This is a genomic window from Brevibacillus sp. FIR094, assembly GCF_050477165.1.
Lineage (GTDB): Bacteria > Bacillota > Bacilli > Brevibacillales > Brevibacillaceae > Brevibacillus.
Map to the genome: position 1 here is coordinate 160,382 of NZ_JBEAES010000003.1, position 18,255 is coordinate 178,636.

Sequence of the window (18,255 nt, forward strand, 5' to 3'; positions counted from 1 at the left end):
ATGACAATGATCAGCCTCGGAGTTTGTCAAGATTAGCACTTGCATGAATGTGCTACGCTTGAATTAATCTCGTGCAAAGGATGTGTGATCATTATGAAATTGAATCACGTCAATCTTACCGTTACGGATGTTCCAGCTGCTTCTGATTTCTTGGAGAAATATTTTGGCCTGAAAAAGTTAGATACGTCGGCAGATGCCCGTGGCGATAATTTTGGGATCTTATTTGACGATAACGGCCTGGTTTTTACCTTGATGAAGGGTGCCGAAGTCCAATATCCGAAGACATTTCATATCGGTTTCATCCAGGAGAGCGAAGAGAAAGTAAATGAAATCAATCAACGCCTGAAAGAAGATGGCTACAACGTTGCTCCACCGGTAAGGTCACATGGCTGGACGTTTTATGTAAAAGCCCCAGGTGGCTTTACCGTTGAGGTTTTAGCTTAATAAGATGTAGAGTGGTAGAAAGCCTTCCTTTTCTATAAGAGAAAGGAGGCTTTCTTATTTCCTATCAGAAACTTATTCACTTTTTGATTTCCCATAATGGAAGCCCAGTTCGTAAGCGTGGTTGAATAGCCAATCAATATGCGCAGGATCAATTGCCAAGGTATCATACAAGAACTCGACTTTTGAATCGTGGAGTCCGACATAATCGGCAATTCCGACATTAAGGTGATGACGCATCATTTCGTCATAATTTCTCTTAGCAAATTGCTCTTTCGTTGCTGCTGCAAGGCCGATCCATAATATGTGTTTATGATGCAGCTTGCTTGAACCATAGGCAAACCCATTATTCCAAACGCGATCGATATATCCTTTTAACATGGCTGGAATACTGAACCACCAGATCGGAAAAATGAAGGCTAACGCGTCGTGTTTATTCATGCGCTCCATTTCAATTTCGACCTCTTCGGAATATTTCTTATCGCCATTGTTCCAATCTGGCTCATCTCCCTCCCATAAAACAGGATTAAACCCAATGCGATGCAAATCCAAAACTTCAACCTCATGTCCTGCATCTTTTAGGCCCTGAACGAAACGTTCTGCAACGGCAAAAGTTAAGGAATTGGTTCGTGGATGGGTAACAACTGTCAGTACTTTCATTTTCATACACCCTCTATTTCGGTAGTAATTTGTACGCCAAAGCCTTCCGCGATCAGTAGGCGATTCGCCATGTGCCTTCCCTCCAGTTTTACAAGTAAGGTGCTGGTATATCCGAATCATGCACCATATAATGGAATGTGAAAAGTACGCACTTTTTTGTGCTTTTGATACCAAAAAGTAACACAGGAACAAAAAGGTTCCTGTTAAAATCGTACGGAAAAAGGGAGGATAGCCAATCCATGAGGCCAAAGCTCAAACATACATACCAGATTCCTTCTGAAGCAACGCTAGATGTTTTAGGTGGCAAATGGAAAACCTTGATTTTATGTCAGTTATACTACGGCCCAAAAAGAACGAGCGAATTGAAAAAACAAATGCCGGACATTAGCCAAAAAATCCTGACACAGCAGCTTCGCGAGCTAGAAGAGGACGGAATTGTCATCAGGACCGTGTACAGCCAAGTACCGCCAAAGGTCGAATATGAATTGAGTGAATTGGGTGAAACGCTCAAACCAATCATGGATCTCATGTGTGAATGGGGCGAACGTTACCTTCGGGGGGAAATACCAGGGAAAGAGTCTTAATTACCAATCGGTGAAAGGAGGAACAGTCACGTGCATTCACCCTTGTTTCCAATTGCAGAGCCAGAGCTTTTCGAAGAATTTGACAGAAAGATCAGAAAAGAAAAGGTCGTCAGTTGCCTCATCATTAAAGACGGTTATCTCGCATACGAATATCATAAAAACAAGAAGCAAGCGCAAAAACTTCAAAAAATCAATTCTTGCACCAAAAGCTTTATTTCGGCGCTTATCGGGATTGCATTGGAACAAGAACTGATTGCTGATTTAGATACTCCTATCTCTACCTATTTTCCCTATTTAGAGCAAAAAACGGTCGATCCCGTAAAACGCACCATTACACTGTTTCACTTGCTGTCGATGACCCCTGGCTTTGATTGGCCAGAGTTCGGTGAGTGGCAATCATTTCCCCGGATGCTATACAGTTCAGACTGGGTGCGTTTTGTGCTCGAGCGCCCATTAATCGATGAGCCAGGAGAGAAGATGAACTACAATTCCGGCTGCTCTCATTTATTGTCTGCCATCCTGCAAAAGGCAAGCGGGATGAGTACCTATGATTTTGCCAAAAAGCATCTTTTCCAGCCCTTGAATATTCAAGATTCGTACTGGTATGCAGACGGACAGGGGATTCATAACGGGGGAGACGGACTACGCCTTATTTCGCGTGATATGGCAAAGCTAGGATTACTCTATCTCCAAGGCGGTCAATGGCAAGAAAAGCAGATCGTTCCGGAAGCATGGGTTCAAAAATCGATTCAGCCAAAATTTCGGACATACGAGAGGATTGGGTCTTACGGCTTGCATTGGTGGAGTGACAGGATCGATCCAAGCCAGGATTGGAAAGAGGACAACTTCTATTATTTTGCCCTTGGCTTTGGGGGGCAGTATATACTGATCGTTCCTTCGAAAAAGATGATTGTTGTATTTAGCAGTGAGCTGTACGACCATTCTTTGCGGCCGCTTGCTTTATTCAGAAAGTACATACTTGCAGCGGAATAGAACGAAAACCAGTTCAGGACACGAGCAGGTCCTTAGAACTGGTTTCTTTTTACATGAAACATTTTACTTGAACGGTTCGTCTTTATGGACAAGAGTTTTGCTGGCATGGAATTGCAGGCGATACAGCATCCAAACTCCCATAATGATCTGATTCGTGCCACTTATTCTATTTAGCGAGAATTCGAGACCAAATTGGCTGCGCTTGATATTCCATACCATATCTCTGGGCCAAGGCTACGTTTGCTTTCTATCGTTTCAGAAGCCGGAAAAGTCAGTCCCGTCCAAGGATGCATTCAAGTAAAGCAACGAACAGGATGCAAGTGGATAAGGAAGGTCTTGTGTACCCATAATACCTTTGACAGACAACAAAGAATTCGGGGTGTTTAGAATGAAAAAATGGAAACTGTTATCGCTCATGCTGATTACCGCGATGGGGTTAAGTGCATGTGGCGGTCCTACTGCACCGGATGTACTGGAGCAAGTAGAGATTGTACCGAAACCTACGTTTACAGTAGGGAGTGAAGTCATCTTGAAAGCAAGTCACCAACCGGGGATGCAAGGGGCGAAAGCAAAAATTGTGGGGGCTTACGACACAACGGCCTATTCAGTGACCTATACGCCTACAACGGGTGAGCCCCCTGTGAAGGGTTATAAATGGATCATTCAAGAAGAAATCAAGAATCATATGAAGCAACCGTATAATCCGGGAACGGAAGTCGTGTTGAAGGCGGATCATGTGAAAGGGATGCTCGATGCATCAGGCAAGCTTGATACGGCAAATACAACGACGGTCTATATGATTGATTACACTCCCACGACAGGGGGAGGAGAAGTGAAGAACTACAAATGGGTGACGGAAGATGAGCTATCGCCTGTAAAGTGATCAAAAAGGAGTACCAAGGCTTCCCCTGTACCTAGGAGGAGGCCTATTATGCGTGGTGCGGTAAGGATTTTACGTGACAATCCGCATTCAATGTATTATAGTAACTTTATTACAAATCGTAAGTTAAAAGCTTTTGAGTAGTACGAAGAACACGATTATTAATTAACGAGGAGGAATACTCCCATGAATTTTCATCAAAGTCCCAATACATTTGTCCGACAAGTCAATCTCAAGGTGCAAAATCTGGATCGCTCCCTGGCTTATTATCAGGAAGTGATCGGATTCAAAATCTTGAACCAATCTGCCACAAAGGCGGAACTGACTGCTGACGGAAAAACAGTGCTGCTATCCATCGAACAACTCCATGACGCATTACCGAAACAAAATCATACGACAGGCTTGTATCATTTTGCGCTATTGTTGCCAAAACGCTTTGATTTGGCTAGCGTTGTGCGACACTTCTCTGCGTTGAATTTGCGTATCGGGTCTTCGGATCATCTCGTTAGTGAAGCGTTATACTTATCGGACCCGGATGGGAATGGGATTGAGATTTATGTCGATCGTGATCCTGCTCATTGGAATTGGCATGAAGGGATCGTAGACATGGCAACAGAACCATTGAATTTTACAGATTTGCTGTCCAGTGGGGAACAAGCCGCGTGGAGGGGGCTGCCTGCTGGTACCATCATGGGACATATTCATCTGCATGTATCGAAGTTAAATGAAGCTGAATATTTTTATACCAAGGGACTTGGCTTTGAGGTAGTGAATCGATATGGTGCACAGGCACTGTTCATTTCCACTGGAAAGTATCATCATCATATCGGGTTGAATACATGGGCGGGTGTCGGTGCTCCACCACCACATCCTAAGAGTCCAGGACTCGAATCGTTTGTCATGGTGCTCCCGAATGAGGAAGCGAGAAATCGTGTAATCACTCAGTTGAGAGAAATCGGTGCATCTGTTCAGGAGGAGAGCGGTCATTTTGTAACAGAGGATCCTTCTGGCAATCGGATTCAACTGCACATTTGATTGGAAGATGCAGGAAAGCTTTCCTTTTGACTAACGAAAACGACCTGTGGGTTGCACGAATGGTTTTCCATCGTGCTACCTACAGGTCGTTTCAATATCTCATTTCGTAACAGATTGTATCGTTATGATTAGTACTTTCTCGTGAGGATTCGAGAATGCTCCCCGTCTACAGTGATTTCCCAGCCTCTTGGGATTTCATAAGCAAAGGATGGCGAAGGATGCTTGATCGCTTCAATGCTGGATTCAGTAGGGATACTGGTGATATTTACGATATGTTTTTCATAAAGACTAATATTTACCACGACCCAGCCATATGGTATAGGCTGGCTGGTCCCGACCCATTTATTCTCCAGCTCTTGCGGTTGGTACCGTTTTTTATTTTCATTTCTGATATCATAATAAGCCTGTCTCTTGCTGTTATAACCTCGACCGATTTCTACCCAACCAGGAGGGATGTTAAAGCTTAGGCTTCTTTCCACTTGCCCATAATTAGCGCCATTAATATATTTCACTACTTCATATCCAAGCTGTGTTCCACGATGTGGTTCTTTTTCAATCGAAATCCATCCATTCGGTAAGAAAGTATCGTATGCCACTACTAACGTATCACCGTATCGCCAGTTTCCTTCAAAGATATATTTTTGTGGACGGACGATAGCGTCTTTTCCCTTTGCTCCCGCATCTGCTACTTGAGTCGGGACGATCAAGAATGATGATGCCAAAACGAGAATACCCAAACCTTTTGCCAATTTTTTCATAGCTTTTCTCCTCCATATGTATGCAAGAAATAAAATGAATTCAATTACAATTGGATAAATTCGGAATATTTTTGTAAATTCCTTCTTTCGCTGGAAAAAATTTCAGATCCCTTCTACGTAAGAGACATTCAAGTAAGGATGCCGCGTAAAGCAATACCTGTTTACAACCTGTAAAGCATCATTTACAACATTTTGTAAATGGCGCAGAAAGCGCATGGATTTGTCTATGAGGTGACTCCAGCAAAGGGGCCCATATCCAGGAAGAACACCTCAAGAAAATATGGGATCGATTCTATCGAGCGGAATCTTCCCGCCACCGCTCAACAGGAGGAACCGGGCTTGGTCTTGCGATATCCAAAAAGATTTTGGAGATGCATGACGTACCATACGGCTCTTACAATACGGAAGAAGGTGTCATGTTTTACTTTTATCTAAAAAAGGAAGCATAGTCATTATCCTTTTCAAGTGCAGAACTCGTTTCTGTGCTTTTTTGTTTTCTTTTTGTTTTCGTGATTCTTTAATCCATTTCGATTTATTCTGCACTTTATCTTTATCTCCCCCTAGTATCCTCTCAGTAAGCAAGAAAACAAAACACTTGCTGATGAAAGAAAGAGAGGTGGGAGCATAAAATGATCCGCGACAAGACATTTGTCTTTATAGCATTAGCCGTTGCCATCGTTATGTTTGTTTTTGGGTACAACCTTCCTGTTTTGTACAGCCTTCCTGACAACAGCAATGCTGACTCTGTCAATTCGCCCGTATACAAGATTGTTATCGATCCAGGACACGGCGGCAAAGATCACGGCGCAGAGGGAGTTAGTGGTCACGTCGAAAAGGATTTTACTTTGCAGCTTGCACGAAAGGTAAAGGAGTTAGCGGAGCAGGATTTGCGTATGCAGGTGTATTTGACTAGAAGTGATGATCGCTTTTTATCTTCAGTAGAGCGAGAAAGACCGCAATTTGCAAATCAGTTGGGAGCAGACTTGTTTATCTCGCTCCACGGAAATACCTATACAGATCCTACTGTTTCGGGAACAGAGACGTATTATTATCATCCGGAATCCCTTCCGCTTGCGAAGAGCATCCAAAAGTATGTGAGGGATGCGACCGGCTTTCAGGATAGGGGGGTAAAAAAGGAGGATTTTTTTGTCGTCAAGGATACAAACATGCCAGCAGTACTTCTTGAGGTTGGTTATCTAACCAATCCGTCGGATGAACAAAAATTGATGGATGAAGATTTTCAATATCGTATTGCCACTTCAGTGATAGAGGGTATACAAGACTATCTGGAAAAAACTGAAAACACTTGAGAGGAAGTAATACCCTGAGGAAAAAGCAGTTCCGTTTCCAATGTAACAGAGTCTCCATACAAAAAAATGTTTCAAACAAGTGTGATTGTAGGGGATTCGAATATGGAGGGGCTGTCCTATCATAGTGTACTGGATGAAGCCAATGTGAGTGCGGAGAAGAAGTAAAGCTATTCAAAAAATCGATTGAGGCCTTTGCGAAAAAAGAAATCGAACCTTCCTACAGCAAGTGGGAAGCAGACGGGATGTTCCCTAGAGGCAGTCGTCGTCGGTATTCCGCATCCAAAATGGCTGGAACGCCCTCTCGCACTAATTCGTACCAAGGATAACAAAACCATTCCAGGGGAACAGCTAGAGCATCTCTTGTACGAACATTTTGCGAAATGGAAGTTCCCAGATCAGATTCTGATCGTAAGCGAGATCCCGAAAACGAGTGTGGGTAAGTTTAATAAGAAAGACATTGTGAAGCAGTATGAGAATCTGTACCTGGGGTCGGAGTCTGAGGAAATCGCGTCGTCATGACGCGTTTTTCCATGATATGTATTGAAATGAAAAAATGGTTGTGTTACACTGCAGTTAAATTAATGACAGGAGCTGAAAGGTATAATGGATTCTTTTCTTGCCTAAAAAATAAAACAGAAAAGCGATACCCATCGCATGTTTTATTCTTTCTGCGCAAGAAAGTTACATTATCTTTTCACTCAATCAATCCTTATCTAACTCCTTTTTGAGTTGGGTTTGCTGTATTTATTTGAGCTACAAGAGAAGGTAACTTTCTTGTAGCTTTTTGATTTTTTATACAGGAGGATGATTGTATGTCATCAATTAATGTGAATAACCTAACGTTTGCCTATGATGGCAGCTTCGATAACATTTTTGAAAACGTGAGCTTCCAACTCGATACAGATTGGAAATTGGGCTTTACGGGAAGAAACGGAAGAGGGAAGACGACTTTCCTCAATCTGTTGCTGGGAAAATATGATTACAGCGGAAAGATCACGGCGCATGTCAGCTTTGAATATTTTCCTTTTCAAGTCGAGAACAAAGAATATCTTACCATTGATATCGTTCAAGACATTGTCCCGGACTATCAGTTATGGGAACTAATGCGCGAGTTCTCCCTCTTAAAGGTTTCAGAGGATGTTCTATATCGTCCTTTTGAATCATTGTCTAACGGGGAGCAAACGAAAGTGATGTTAGCCGCCTTATTTCTAAAGGAAAACAGTTTTTTGTTAATTGATGAGCCAACCAATCACCTCGACATGCATGCAAGGGAGCTCGTCAGTGATTATCTCCATTCCAAAAGCGGTTATATTCTGGTGTCCCACGACCGAGCATTTCTAGACAACTGTGTCGATCACATCCTGTCCATCAACAAGACGAATATCGAGGTACAAAAAGGGAATTTCTCTGATTGGTGGGAAAATAAACAGCGACAGGATAACTATGAACTCGCTGAAAATGAGAAGCTCAAAAAAGACATTAAACGCTTGTCGGACGCAGCCAAACGTACAAGCAACTGGTCGGACGCCGTGGAAAAAACGAAAAATGGTACCTTAAATTCAGGCTCTAAGCTCGACAAAGGGTATGTTGGTCACAAAGCTGCGAAAATGATGAAACGCTCCAAATCAATTGAGCAAAGACAGCAATCTGCGATGGAAGATAAGTCGAAGCTCCTGAAAAACATTGAAAGCCATGACAGCTTAAAGATTGCACAGCTTTCTTATCATAAGAACCAACTCGCTGAACTGGAAAAGGTTTCGATTCATTATGGAGAGAAGTTGGTTTGCTCAGATATTAGCTTTACGATTGAGCAGGGGGAGCGTATCGCGCTGGCAGGAAAGAATGGCTCTGGAAAATCCAGCATTTTGAAGCTCATTTGCGGGGAGAACATCGACCATACGGGCACCTTCCGAAAAGGGAGTCAGCTGAAAATCTCGTATGTATCCCAAGACACTTCCCATCTAAAGGGCAATCTAACGGATTTTGCCCAAGACAACGGTATTGATGAAAGCCTGTTTAAATCAATTTTGCGCAAACTGGACTTCTCCCGTGTGCAATTTGAGAAGGACATTTCCGCTTTTAGTGGCGGTCAGAAGAAGAAAGTATTGATTGCGAAAAGTCTTTGCGAGAAAGCCCATCTCCATATTTGGGATGAGCCGCTAAACTTTATTGACGTCATTTCGCGCATGCAAATTGAAGAGCTGCTCCTCGAACACTCGCCAACGATCCTTTTTGTGGAGCATGACAGGGAGTTTTGCAATAACATTGCTACGAAGATTGTTGAACTGTCATAGGGTGAAATGTGCCTGAAAAAGTAAGAAGGTGGGGGAAACCGTTTCGTTTTCCTCACCTTCTTTTTTGAAATCATATCGGAAGGGAATTTTGAGCAATCGAGAAGAAATGCTGAGTAGTGACATGTGGTAATTTTAAGATAATACATATGAAAGAATGGCGGAGATCCGATGGGGAAAATAATTGCAAATGTAAGCAGCACATTGAATGGTATCTATACTGGGCCGACAGGAGAAGAGGACAATATGGTAAGCTGGGCTTTGCCTGGAATCATGGACGCTACAGATGATGGTCTTGCGTTCTTTCAGAAGGTTGACGTAATCTTGATGGGACGAGTAACCTATGAAGGCTTTGCAGGCTATTGGCCGTTCCAAGAGGGAGAGTGGGCCGCTGCTATGAATAAGACTCAAAAGTTCGTTGTAACCAATAATAGTGAGCTTTCGGAAGTTCATTGGGGGGACTACACGGATACGATTACACTCCTTCATTCTGATGTCATGACGAAAGTAAAGGAGCTAAAAAAACAAATCAAGGGTGATATCATTGTTCCTGCAAGTGCGGGTCTTGTTCAAAGTTTGATAAATGCCGATTTGCTAGATGAACTCCGAGTGATCATTCATCCTGTTTTATTGGGCAGCGGCAAATATTACTTTGACAACATCAAAACACGTCATGATCTGAAGTTGCTAGAAACGAAGCTTTACGGAAAAAGCGGGTCTATACAACTACGATATGAGATTGGAAAGGCACAAGTAGAATAGGGTTTTTAACAATAGGGCGCTTTCTGGAGTAACAAAAAAAGTCCAATTTCTCAATTTCGTGGATGGAGAAATTGGGCTTTTTGTTATTTGCTCTAATTCGTTCGTAGAGCAGGGTACACGAAGGCTTTTAACGTAACGCCCGTAAAGGAACACCCGGAAGCTTTTGGATGACCGCCGCCCCCATAATGCTGTGCGATTACGGACAGATCCACGTCATCTCGAATAGTGCGAAAGCTGATTCTGCCTTTTCCGGGATCGAGCATCGCGACGAAATCGATCATCTCCGCATTCTTACATAGGAAATTTCCTGTCGTGGAGTGATATTGTTCGAGGAACACAACGCCCACTTGATACGTTTTTGGCTTTTCTAAATCGATTTCTACGGGGATCACCTTCAATTGCTTCAGCTTTTTTTGCTCAAATTCATCAATTCTCTTTTCTTCTGTATAGATGAGAATCGATTCTATTTCGTTAAAAACGAACTGATCCGTATGTACACCATCACCACGCAAGCGTTTGAGCACGTCTTGCACAAACGTATCCCGTTCGACCATATAGAATAAAATGTTGAGCTGGTTTGCTTGGACAAGACCGGTCGCATCCCAGTCCCATGTATCAAAGGAACGAACCAGCTCCACATAATCAGTGAGAACGCCTGTAGGGGTCAGATGCCCTTGGTTTATCAGGTAATCATAATAAAGGCTGGTTGCCGAGGTCTTTTTTCCCGATTCTTCCGTGATAACGTTTGCCCATTCGTACTTGGAAGCCAATGGCAATGCGGTAGAGTGATGATCGATCAAGACAAAAGCATGCCCGTCATCGACTTTTTTCTGTATCAGCGAACCCACCTCATCACTGACACTCACATCGGTAATCACGACATACATATCACGCGTAAGCTCTTCTTCTATAAACTTTTGTACTTCTTGATTGACCGTGTACGGAGTCACCCCGCGGGAATCGACTTCTTGATTGGAAAAAGCAATCTGGCTCAGGATCGCACACGACTCTCCATCCAAGTCCTTATCACTGAAATGAACAATTTTTGTATGATTCATTCGACATCTCCTTACGAAACGAGTCCGTCATGGGAATAACACTCCCATGATTATTTTTCCCTTGAATGGGATAGATAGACCTTCTTTAATTCAAAACCCTCAATCCAGCCTCGGTTAATCTCGTACCAAAGCGCCCACGGCTTTTCACAATATATCCCCGCGAGTTCAGCATGCCATGTGATTCACCGATTAGGTGAGCTTTCTAACTAATAACAGACAGAGAGGAATTGCTATTTTCATCCATTTGTAATATAATGCATGGGTTAAATCACTCTGTGTATCAGTTCAACCGCATGGGCGCATTCGCGAAATGGTTCGCGATCGCCCTTATTTCTATTAGCGAGTAGAACGGTGGAGAGTAAAACTTAAAAGGTGGTCCTCAACATGAAAAAGTCTACATTGATCCCAGCAGCACTCCTGCTAGTAGTCCTAACTGCATGTGGCAATACGCAAACGGCAGAGCAACCAAATACTCAGAATCAAGCGGCAACGGGCACGCAACAGCCAGCTGGTGAAGCAACAGCACAAAAGCCTGAAGAAGCGAAGAAAGAAGAGCAACAAGTGATCGTGGCTCCGCAAGAAATCGTGGTGTACAAGCAAGGGGAGAAAACTTCTCTGAAGCCAGAAGATGACAAGTTTAAGGAAATTCTTGCTCTTATGAATAAGCGTTTTGAAACACCTGCAGCCTTATTGCGTTTTGATGAAAGCACCCAGGCTGTAGAGAAGGACAAAAAAGAAGCGTTGGCTGTTGAATTCAACTACGCGGAAGTAACGACAAATACATTGCCTGCACTTGTTGGAGAAAACAATAAAGCGGAAGTAAAAGCTAAGACACTGTTCCTCGTATTGTCCGGAGATAACAAGGATCATATGTTTGATTCAGTAGATGGCAAAACATATGGTACTGCACCGTTGCAACTGACCGAATCCACTGAACTGACTGAGCTCTTGAATAAGTAAGCTTCTTTCCCGCAGGCTGTCGAGACAATCGGCAGCCTTTTTGCTATGAGAAAACCCCCTTGACCCGGATCAATCAGTCAAGAGGGGGGGACAGGACAAGCTATTTCCCTTGTTTATCTGGCTCCGTTTGAACAACAGTAAGCCCCATGTCACCATCCGTCTCCACTAAGTGCTTCAACATAGAAAGCTTGTTGTTCCAGAACTGTTCGTAAAAGGAAAGCCACTGTTTTACTTCGGTCAAGGGGCCAGGATGCAAGCGATAGATTTTCTCGCGACCTACCTTATGTCCTGTAACCAAGTCAGCATCAGCTAGAATATGAAGATGCTTGACAACAGCGGTTCGGCTTATTAGGAAATGAGAGGTAATCGCTGAGATCGGCAATTCTTTTTCAGCTAGCAAGCGAAGTACTTCTCGACGAGTAGGGTCAGCGATCGCTTGAAATACATCAACTTTTTCTGCTGAAGCAGACATTTAGCCTTCCACAACCTTTTTCAGACGCTCGTGAACAATACCAACCCAACCTTGATTCATTCTGTCGCGGATCACAGAGCTCTTCTCGTTTGCTTTTCCGATGATTTCCTCAGCTGCTCCCCAACCGCCATGAATGAGCGTAAACTCCGTTTTATCGCCAAGATCTTTTAACAGGAAATAGACTACCCAACCATCGGTATCCCAAGCAAAAGAAAGGCGATGAGGAGCTTCTACCTCCAATACTTTGCATGGAGATGGTCCAAAAGGGGATTGGATATGAAACTCATGACCTACCACTGGCTGGAAATCGTTGGGCATAAACCATGCAGAAATCGCTTCAGCAGTCGATACTTTTTCCCATACTTTTTCGATAGGCGCCTCAAAACGATCGTTTGTTTAATATCTTGCACTTGCTCCACAAAAATCTCTCCATTTCGTGTTTTTGTAATTATAACACCTTTTGGTTTCACTTCATGATGATATAACACCTTTTGGTATCATGTAAATGGTAATTTTCCTCCAAATGGCGCTTCCTATTCATTATTTGATTCGATTCTCCTAAGGGAAATCCGGCGTTTTTTGATTTTTCACCTGACCAATGTGCTCCCATCTTGCGTGAAAAGGGTATAATAAATTGGCAAAATGTATCAAGTGCACAGTTACTTCCATTCAAATACACCAATCGATAAAAGGAGATACAATGACAGACAAAAAAACAACGCTCGAACCGGGATGGAACTTCGACAACAGCTATACAACGCTGCCGAAATCATTTTATTCTCGGCTGAGTCCACCTCCTGTGCATTCACCGAAGCTCGCCATTCTTAACGAGTCTTTGGCAAAGTCGCTCGGGCTGAACGCCGAAGTCCTCCAAAGCGCCGAAGCTGTAGCCATGCTCGCGGGAAACGAGGCACCAGAAGGCGCTATGCCTCTCGCGCAAGCATATGCTGGACATCAATTTGGTCACTTTACCATGCTGGGCGACGGGCGGGCCCTCCTGCTTGGCGAACAGATTACACCCCTAGGAGAGCGCTTTGATATCCAACTGAAAGGCTCAGGCAGAACACCTTATTCACGCGGCGGCGATGGTAGGGCAGCACTTGGTCCGATGCTGCGCGAATACATCATAAGCGAGGCCATGCATGGACTCGGTATTCCTACGACTCGCAGCCTCGCAGTTGTGACAACGGGAGAGCCTATCTATCGTGAATCCGAGTTGCCTGGTGCCATTTTGACACGCGTGGCTGCCAGTCATATCCGAGTGGGCACGTTCCAATTCGCGGCAAGATGGTGCTCGATTGAAGATCTTCGCGCGTTAGCTGAATACACCTTGCAAAGACATTTTCCAGAGATAGAAGCAGAAGAAAATCGTTATCTCCTTCTATTGAAGGGAGTTATCAAGCGTCAAGCGGGGTTGATTGCCAAGTGGCAACTCGTGGGCTTCATTCATGGGGTCATGAACACCGACAACATGGCGATCAGCGGCGAAACCATCGATTACGGTCCTTGCGCTTTCATGGACTCGTATGATCCAGCAACTGTATTTAGCTCCATTGACGTTCAAGGCCGCTACGCTTACGGAAATCAGCCGTACATTGCCGTGTGGAATCTTTCTCGTTTTGCGGAAACCTTATTGCCGTTGCTGCATGACAACGAAGCGCAGGCTGTGAAAATTGCCGAAGATGCCCTTGGCGAATTTAGCAAGCTGTATCACAGCAATTGGCTCAGAGGAATGCGGGCAAAGCTCGGAATGTTTAACGAAGAGGAACAAGACGAAGCGTTGATCGAAGGTCTGCTCAACATGATGAAGGAGCACCGTGCAGACTATACGAATACATTTTGTGCTTTCACGATGAATCAACCAGAAGATACCGTGCTGTTTGGTACGAGCGAATTCACGGAATGGCATGAGCAGTGGAAAGCACGACTAACAAGACAGCCAGAAGACACCGAAGCGATACAACAGTTAATGAAAAAGAGTAATCCGGCAGTCATCCCTCGGAACCATCGTGTAGAAGAAGCATTGGAAGCAGCATGGAAAGAGGGCGACTACACTGTGATGGAACGGCTACTAGCAGTCCTTTCTGATCCATATGCGTACACGCCTGAACAGGTAGAATACTCGACGTTACCAGCGGAATCAGCTCGTCCTTACCAAACGTTTTGCGGAACGTAGTAGCAACTTAATTAGAGTCCAACGATCTTTCACACGTTGGACTCTTTTTTCATACGTCCGATCCGCGCTAAAATATGGAAAGCAAAGAAAAAAGGAGCAATCGTTTTATGGATAAAAAAGCAAAGCAAATCTTGATGAAAACATTTTGGAGCAGCAACGGATGGAAGAGTCGCCCATATGATTTTTCGGGAGCAGATTTTGAATACGCCAAAAGCAAAGGCCTCATGTTTGACCCGCTAACGATCAGTCACGAGGAGTGCTTAGAGAGAATCATTGCTCTGCATGAAAAAGTGACGAAAGAGCAAGTCGCCACAGCATTTTTGCACAGTCTCTCGACGCGAAAGGTGTACCTGCGCAGCGCCTTGTCTAGTTGGGCTTTGACAGAGGCTTTGACAGCCCATACGTTCGAAAGTAACGCCGGCAAGTATACGAATCCAGAAAACGGCACCTACTTCGCCATGTACGGAGACTGTCATAAATGCGACCGTTACTATATCGCTGGACGAGAGCTATATACCGATGAAGATTTGAATGTCCTGAATTTTGAAAGAATCAAATGGGGAGGTATCCGTCTGAACTATCTACCGTACCTCATGCTTGATCTGGAGCTGTTAAGCAAGGAAGAAAATCTTACGGTACTGGTAGAAGATATAGCCATCTTCCGTCAGGTGCTAGACATCATCGCGAGCAGTGAACCAACCGATGCCGCCCGTCAACTGGAGAAGCGTCTTACTGGAGTCTTTCCGTCCAGCAAGAATGAACGAGATGTCTTCATGGAAATTCTTGCATCCGCTGGAATCTTGGCTCCAAGCAAGGACAGACCAGGGCGTGGTGGGAAGAACGACTTTTTCGCTGTCGTGAATTGGCGGGGGGAAGATAGCTATTCCGAGCAAGCTGTCCAGAACTTCTTTGGTCCGTGGCTGTAAAGAACGGAAAATCTAGGAACAAAGAAGGGTGCCATCTATTCGCGAAGTGTGTATAATATTGGAAAAGTAAGTCGAAAAGTTAGTTTCTATTGAAAGGAGGTGAGATATAAGTGAAAAAGAAATTAATCGTTCTGTCAGGCATTGCGGGCAGTGGAAAAAGCAAGTGGGCACAAGAAATTGCCAAAAAGGAACGGGCAACCATCGTGTCTACGGATGAAATTCGCCAAAACTTATTCGGTGATGAGCAAAAGCAAAAAAAGTCAGCACAAGTATTTTTTGAGGTTTATTCGAAAATCGCAACAGAGCTGGCGAATGGAAAGAATGTCATCTTAGACGCAACCAATATTGACAGAGAGAAAAGAATGAAGGTCCTTGCCAAATTTCCAGATGTCCAAAAGGAATGCTATTACGTCGATGCTCCCTATTCTGTTTGCCTAGAGCGCAATCGATCCCGAAAGAGAACCGTAGATGAATACATCTTGGCGAAGATGCGGAAGAACTTCCATTTTCCTATTAAGAATGAGGGCTGGGACCACATTCATCTCTTGCACGAACCAGCTCCTTATGCCATTGGAAAAGAAGAGTTTGTTCAATTGCTTCAAAATGAACCCTCCTATGAAGAGCTGTTTGCCAAGTTGAATGCCATTCCGATCTTCCAAGAGATGTATCAGTTTAATCAGGAAAACCCTTATCATCAGTACCCTTTGTGCAAGCATACCTATCATGTTTTCGATTATGTAAACGCCTTTTACACGGAAGAAGACAAATTTCTCATGCAAGTGGTCGCCTTGTTTCACGATACAGGAAAACCATTTTGCAAAACCTACAAACCGATGAAAGGCCATTACTCCTACTACGGACATGAGCATGTTTCTGCGCAAATTGCTTGCCATTTCTTAAAAGAATTAGGATTCGAAGATGAGTTTATCTTCGAAGTCGTCAACCTGATTCAAATGCACATGAAGATTAACTACGGAACGCAGCAAGATATTTCCGAGATTTATCATCTATTGGGCGATGAGTACCTATGGAAGCTGTACTTCTTTAAGGAAGGTGATGCCTATGCGAAATAAGGAGGTGAATAGAGATGTTGAAAAAATACCCAAGAACCTTTCATTTACCCTGGTCAAGAAGTAGAACCGACGATGATAAAATCTTGCGAACGGTTTGTCACTTCGAGGGAAAAGAAGTAGTCGTGACAGAGAAGCTGGATGGCGAAAATACAACTCTTTACCGAAATCATATCCACGCAAGGTCACTAGATAGCAAAGACCACGCATCTAGACATTGGGTCAAGATGCTGCACGGGACGATTTCGTTTCATATCCCGGAAGGCTGGAGAGTTTGCGGAGAAAATGTATATGCGCTGCACTCCATCTATTACGAACACCTAACGAGCTATTTCTACGTTTTCTCTATTTGGAATGAAAATAATGAATGCTTGTCGTGGGACGAGACAGTCGAGTGGGCAAGTTTGCTTGGCTTAGAAACAGCGCCTGTCCTATACAGAGGGATTTGGAAGGAAGAGACCGTAAAAAGTTGCTACACCAAACAATCTATCTACGGCGGGGAACAAGAGGGGTACGTGGTACGAGTAACGGAGAGGTTTCCGTACGAAGAATTTAAACAATCTGCCGCCAAGTTTGTGCGCAAAAATCATGTGCAAACCGACCAGCACTGGTTATCGAAGCCAGTGGTTCCAAATGGGATAACACAAACCAATTAAAGACTTTTGATAGAGAAGGGAATGAGAACGATGTAATTTGCTAAGTGGTATTGACCGTCTAATAGAGTATCCAAATTTCACTTTGGCTATTGTTAAGACAGTCATTACATAGGAGGCGAGCGAGATGAACGAAGAAATGAACGAAGAAATGAATGAGGAAATGATGTCGGCGGGCTGGGATGCCATTGATCAGGAGATGAGAAAGATTTATGGAGAGCAGGAGCCTAAGCATTACGGGACGCTCATCTCGTATGCGCTGGGTGGTCACGATCCATTGGATGGAATAAGCGCCTACAAATCAGACGAGCCTTACCCGCATTGGCATTTTGTGACCTATGGATTTACCGAGTTGTATGAAAAGGAATCCGAGAATGAAGCGGAAAGCGGTTTTGGTTTTGAATTGACGTTTCGATTGGCACGAAAGGACGACGAGGAAGAACCGCCTGCCTGGGCGCTGAATCTGCTTCAAAATATGGGACGTTACGTATTCAACACGGGTAATGTTTTTCACGCGGGTGATCATTTGGATGCAAACGGTCCGATATGCTTGGGCGCCGATACCCAACTGACTGCGCTCGCTTTTGTCACGGACCCACAGCTTGCCGAAATCGATACGCCGAACGGTCGGGTGCAATTTTTGCAAATGGTCGGGATCACAGGTGATGAACTCGATGCGATGATGGCTTGGAATACACGTGGCGTACTCCAATCTGGCTTGCCGTACATGCCTTCCTACATAACCGATCTTGAGCGAGAATCTCTTCTTCGCAACTCGACAGTTTCTGATGCTGTTCAAAAAGGAATGGAACAAGAAGGCTCCAACACTGCCTACTTGTTCGTCAGCCAGCTAGGATGGGAGTCAGGTAAAAAAGGCTTTTTGAAAAAAACGCCCTCGACCCTGAGGCTGGGAGCGAAGCAAGCAGAAGTTATCGGAAAAATTCTCCGCGGACGTATGCGAAAAGGGGAAAGTCTGAGCCTAGTGGGACCTGATGTCCGAGTTGTATTTGAGGCAGGAGAAAAGCCTGAATGTATTCCTGGAGAGGACGTCATTCGATTTGTCCTCGATGATGCGACAACGATTGCGCTTACTAAGCAGTTGCTTCCCAAGGAAAGCAGCTTTGAGATCCCTTCCTTGAAAGGAATTGCCATAAACATTGTGAAAACCAATATTACCGATAGCGAGGGCAATGTCGTCAAGGTCATCGGTTAAGACGGTAGCATTG

Annotated in this window: 19 protein-coding genes and 2 pseudogenes; 16 read left to right on the forward strand and 5 right to left on the reverse strand. The window is 44.1% G+C overall.

The window, feature by feature from the left end:
* The first annotated feature begins 93 nt into the window (after positions 1-93).
* Entirely contained in the window at positions 94-444 is a 351-nt protein-coding gene (locus tag ACQ5DJ_RS03675) for a VOC family protein (RefSeq protein WP_429841229.1), read from the forward strand.
* Between the two features lie 72 nt (positions 445-516).
* On the opposite strand, the gene ACQ5DJ_RS03680 is transcribed toward ACQ5DJ_RS03675, so the two are convergent.
* The gene (locus ACQ5DJ_RS03680) at positions 517-1,101 is read right to left on the reverse strand and encodes an NAD(P)H oxidoreductase (RefSeq protein ID WP_429841230.1); all 585 of its coding nucleotides are present in this window, start codon (positions 1,099-1,101) and stop codon (positions 517-519) included.
* A 239-nt stretch (positions 1,102-1,340) separates the two neighbouring features.
* Here ACQ5DJ_RS03680 and ACQ5DJ_RS03685 point away from each other — a divergent pair, with 239 nt between their 5' ends.
* The 4 genes from ACQ5DJ_RS03685 (at position 1,341) to ACQ5DJ_RS03700 (ending at position 4,593) form a co-directional block, all read left to right on the forward strand.
* On the forward strand, positions 1,341-1,685 hold the full coding sequence (locus tag ACQ5DJ_RS03685) for a winged helix-turn-helix transcriptional regulator (protein WP_007721669.1): 345 nt from the start codon (positions 1,341-1,343) through the stop codon (positions 1,683-1,685).
* 30 nt (positions 1,686-1,715) lie between these two features.
* Positions 1,716-2,678 (forward strand): serine hydrolase domain-containing protein, encoded by a 963-nt coding sequence (locus ACQ5DJ_RS03690; RefSeq protein ID WP_429841231.1) that lies wholly within the window; start codon positions 1,716-1,718, stop codon positions 2,676-2,678.
* A 388-nt stretch (positions 2,679-3,066) separates the two neighbouring features.
* Positions 3,067-3,561 carry a YdhK family protein gene (locus tag ACQ5DJ_RS03695; RefSeq protein WP_429841232.1) on the forward strand — a complete coding sequence of 165 codons (495 nt, stop codon included), beginning with the start codon at positions 3,067-3,069 and terminating at the stop codon, positions 3,559-3,561.
* Positions 3,562-3,744: 183 nt separating this feature from the next.
* A complete protein-coding gene (locus tag ACQ5DJ_RS03700; protein ID WP_429841233.1) occupies positions 3,745-4,593 on the forward strand; it encodes a VOC family protein in 849 nt (282 codons plus the stop codon).
* 128 nt (positions 4,594-4,721) lie between these two features.
* On the opposite strand, the gene ACQ5DJ_RS03705 is transcribed toward ACQ5DJ_RS03700, so the two are convergent.
* Complete coding sequence (locus tag ACQ5DJ_RS03705; protein WP_429841234.1) at positions 4,722-5,351, reverse strand: hypothetical protein; 630 nt, start codon at positions 5,349-5,351, stop codon at positions 4,722-4,724.
* Positions 5,352-5,590: 239 nt separating this feature from the next.
* Between ACQ5DJ_RS03705 and ACQ5DJ_RS03710 the strand changes: the two are divergent.
* The 5 genes and pseudogenes from ACQ5DJ_RS03710 to ACQ5DJ_RS03730 form a co-directional block, all read left to right on the forward strand.
* Positions 5,591-5,800, forward strand: a pseudogene (locus ACQ5DJ_RS03710) (ATP-binding protein); the annotation flags it as partial.
* A gap of 180 nt (positions 5,801-5,980) precedes the next feature.
* Positions 5,981-6,661 (forward strand): N-acetylmuramoyl-L-alanine amidase family protein, encoded by a 681-nt coding sequence (locus tag ACQ5DJ_RS03715; RefSeq protein ID WP_429841235.1) that lies wholly within the window; start codon positions 5,981-5,983, stop codon positions 6,659-6,661.
* A 192-nt stretch (positions 6,662-6,853) separates the two neighbouring features.
* A complete protein-coding gene (locus tag ACQ5DJ_RS03720; RefSeq protein ID WP_429841236.1) occupies positions 6,854-7,180 on the forward strand; it encodes an AMP-binding enzyme in 327 nt (108 codons plus the stop codon).
* Between the two features lie 293 nt (positions 7,181-7,473).
* Entirely contained in the window at positions 7,474-8,955 is a 1,482-nt protein-coding gene (locus ACQ5DJ_RS03725; protein ID WP_429841237.1) for an Lsa family ABC-F type ribosomal protection protein, read from the forward strand.
* 168 nt (positions 8,956-9,123) lie between these two features.
* Positions 9,124-9,714 (forward strand): dihydrofolate reductase family protein, encoded by a 591-nt coding sequence (locus tag ACQ5DJ_RS03730; protein WP_429841238.1) that lies wholly within the window; start codon positions 9,124-9,126, stop codon positions 9,712-9,714.
* Positions 9,715-9,806: 92 nt separating this feature from the next.
* Here ACQ5DJ_RS03730 and ACQ5DJ_RS03735 read toward each other — a convergent pair whose 3' ends face one another.
* Positions 9,807-10,772, reverse strand: a complete 966-nt coding sequence (locus ACQ5DJ_RS03735) for a DHH family phosphoesterase (protein WP_429841239.1) — start codon at positions 10,770-10,772, stop codon at positions 9,807-9,809.
* Between the two features lie 384 nt (positions 10,773-11,156).
* On the opposite strand from ACQ5DJ_RS03735, the gene ACQ5DJ_RS03740 reads away from it, so the two are divergent.
* Complete coding sequence (locus ACQ5DJ_RS03740; RefSeq protein ID WP_429841240.1) at positions 11,157-11,732, forward strand: hypothetical protein; 576 nt, start codon at positions 11,157-11,159, stop codon at positions 11,730-11,732.
* Positions 11,733-11,832: 100 nt separating this feature from the next.
* Here the strand turns inward: ACQ5DJ_RS03740 and ACQ5DJ_RS03745 are convergent, their stop codons facing one another.
* Together ACQ5DJ_RS03745 and ACQ5DJ_RS03750 are read right to left on the reverse strand one after the other, a co-directional pair.
* Positions 11,833-12,204, reverse strand: a complete 372-nt coding sequence (locus tag ACQ5DJ_RS03745) for an ArsR/SmtB family transcription factor (protein WP_429841241.1) — start codon at positions 12,202-12,204, stop codon at positions 11,833-11,835.
* Positions 12,205-12,623 (reverse strand): annotated as a pseudogene (locus tag ACQ5DJ_RS03750) (SRPBCC family protein). It abuts the gene before it with no gap.
* A gap of 281 nt (positions 12,624-12,904) precedes the next feature.
* Here ACQ5DJ_RS03750 and ACQ5DJ_RS03755 point away from each other — a divergent pair.
* The 5 genes from ACQ5DJ_RS03755 (at position 12,905) to ACQ5DJ_RS03775 (ending at position 18,242) form a co-directional block, all read left to right on the forward strand.
* Positions 12,905-14,380: a protein adenylyltransferase SelO gene (locus ACQ5DJ_RS03755; RefSeq protein WP_429841242.1), complete on the forward strand. Its 1,476-nt coding sequence runs from the start codon at positions 12,905-12,907 to the stop codon at positions 14,378-14,380.
* 107 nt (positions 14,381-14,487) lie between these two features.
* Positions 14,488-15,306, forward strand: a complete 819-nt coding sequence (locus ACQ5DJ_RS03760; protein WP_429841243.1) for a hypothetical protein — start codon at positions 14,488-14,490, stop codon at positions 15,304-15,306.
* Positions 15,307-15,416: 110 nt separating this feature from the next.
* Complete coding sequence (locus tag ACQ5DJ_RS03765) at positions 15,417-16,379, forward strand: AAA family ATPase (RefSeq protein ID WP_429841244.1); 963 nt, start codon at positions 15,417-15,419, stop codon at positions 16,377-16,379.
* A gap of 14 nt (positions 16,380-16,393) precedes the next feature.
* Positions 16,394-17,032 (forward strand): RNA ligase family protein, encoded by a 639-nt coding sequence (locus tag ACQ5DJ_RS03770; RefSeq protein WP_429841245.1) that lies wholly within the window; start codon positions 16,394-16,396, stop codon positions 17,030-17,032.
* A gap of 148 nt (positions 17,033-17,180) precedes the next feature.
* Positions 17,181-18,242 (forward strand): suppressor of fused domain protein, encoded by a 1,062-nt coding sequence (locus ACQ5DJ_RS03775; protein ID WP_429841307.1) that lies wholly within the window; start codon positions 17,181-17,183, stop codon positions 18,240-18,242.
* The last annotated feature ends 13 nt before the right edge of the window (positions 18,243-18,255 follow it).

Bases quoted from the DNA above. Each gene is read 5' to 3' on its own strand.
- ACQ5DJ_RS03675 (WP_429841229.1), top strand. From the start codon at position 94: ATGAAATTGAATCACGTCAATCTTACCGTTACGGATGTTCCAGCTGCT.
- ACQ5DJ_RS03680 (WP_429841230.1), bottom strand. From the start codon at position 1,101: ATGAAAGTACTGACAGTTGTTACCCATCCACGAACCAATTCCTTAACT.
- ACQ5DJ_RS03685 (WP_007721669.1), top strand. From the start codon at position 1,341: ATGAGGCCAAAGCTCAAACATACATACCAGATTCCTTCTGAAGCAACG.
- ACQ5DJ_RS03695 (WP_429841232.1), top strand. From the start codon at position 3,067: ATGAAAAAATGGAAACTGTTATCGCTCATGCTGATTACCGCGATGGGG.
- ACQ5DJ_RS03700 (WP_429841233.1), top strand. From the start codon at position 3,745: ATGAATTTTCATCAAAGTCCCAATACATTTGTCCGACAAGTCAATCTC.
- ACQ5DJ_RS03705 (WP_429841234.1), bottom strand. From the start codon at position 5,351: ATGAAAAAATTGGCAAAAGGTTTGGGTATTCTCGTTTTGGCATCATCA.
- ACQ5DJ_RS03715 (WP_429841235.1), top strand. From the start codon at position 5,981: ATGATCCGCGACAAGACATTTGTCTTTATAGCATTAGCCGTTGCCATC.
- ACQ5DJ_RS03725 (WP_429841237.1), top strand. From the start codon at position 7,474: ATGTCATCAATTAATGTGAATAACCTAACGTTTGCCTATGATGGCAGC.
- ACQ5DJ_RS03730 (WP_429841238.1), top strand. From the start codon at position 9,124: ATGGGGAAAATAATTGCAAATGTAAGCAGCACATTGAATGGTATCTAT.
- ACQ5DJ_RS03735 (WP_429841239.1), bottom strand. From the start codon at position 10,772: ATGAATCATACAAAAATTGTTCATTTCAGTGATAAGGACTTGGATGGA.
- ACQ5DJ_RS03740 (WP_429841240.1), top strand. From the start codon at position 11,157: ATGAAAAAGTCTACATTGATCCCAGCAGCACTCCTGCTAGTAGTCCTA.
- ACQ5DJ_RS03745 (WP_429841241.1), bottom strand. From the start codon at position 12,204: ATGTCTGCTTCAGCAGAAAAAGTTGATGTATTTCAAGCGATCGCTGAC.
- ACQ5DJ_RS03755 (WP_429841242.1), top strand. From the start codon at position 12,905: ATGACAGACAAAAAAACAACGCTCGAACCGGGATGGAACTTCGACAAC.
- ACQ5DJ_RS03760 (WP_429841243.1), top strand. From the start codon at position 14,488: ATGGATAAAAAAGCAAAGCAAATCTTGATGAAAACATTTTGGAGCAGC.
- ACQ5DJ_RS03770 (WP_429841245.1), top strand. From the start codon at position 16,394: ATGTTGAAAAAATACCCAAGAACCTTTCATTTACCCTGGTCAAGAAGT.
- ACQ5DJ_RS03775 (WP_429841307.1), top strand. From the start codon at position 17,181: ATGAATGAGGAAATGATGTCGGCGGGCTGGGATGCCATTGATCAGGAG.